This window comes from Mesorhizobium sp. M0491 (genome assembly GCF_040321265.1).
Taxonomy (GTDB): domain Bacteria; phylum Pseudomonadota; class Alphaproteobacteria; order Rhizobiales; family Rhizobiaceae; genus Mesorhizobium.
In genome coordinates this window covers 1-535 of record NZ_JAMYRE010000066.1, presented here as the reverse complement: position 1 = coordinate 535, position 535 = coordinate 1, and the positions used below count along the sequence as shown (strand labels likewise).

Annotated in this window: 1 protein-coding gene; it reads left to right on the top strand. The window is 55.1% G+C overall.

The window, feature by feature from the left end:
- Positions 1-2: 2 nt before the first annotated feature.
- Positions 3-535, top strand: a 533-nt coding sequence (gene virG, locus NKI69_RS33500; RefSeq protein WP_352723447.1) for a two-component system response regulator VirG, incomplete at its 3' end; no start/stop codon positions are given.

Here is a 535-nt window from a genome sequence, read left to right as displayed (position 1 = left end):
CGATGCATGCCCTGAAGGTAACCGCAGTCCACGATAGCAAGCAGTTTGACTATGTTCTTTCACGTGAGCCAGTCGATCTCGTGGTTGTTGACCTTAACCTAGGCCGGGAGGATGGACTTGCGATCGTCCGCAATCTGGCGACAAAATCGGATGTTCCTATCATAGTGATCAGCGGCGACCGGCTTGATGAGGCGGAAAAAGTGGTTGCACTGGAGCTCGGCGCAACCGATTTCATTCCCAAGCCTTTCGGGATGCGCGAATTCTTGGCCCGCATTCGAGTAGCGCTACGCCAGCGCATTTCTAGTCCGCGAACCAGAGAGCAGCGCTCATTTCGCTTTGGGGCCTGGAAGCTCAGCGTGAAGCAGCGGCGACTGATCTGTGCGGAGCGTGGCGAGGTCAAGCTTACCGCATGTGAGTTCAATCTCTTGATCGCATTTCTGGAGAACCCCCGCAACGTGCTATCCAGAGAACGGCTTTTGCTCGCGAGCCGTGTGCGTGGAGAAGAGGTGTACGATCGAAGTATCGATGTCCTAAT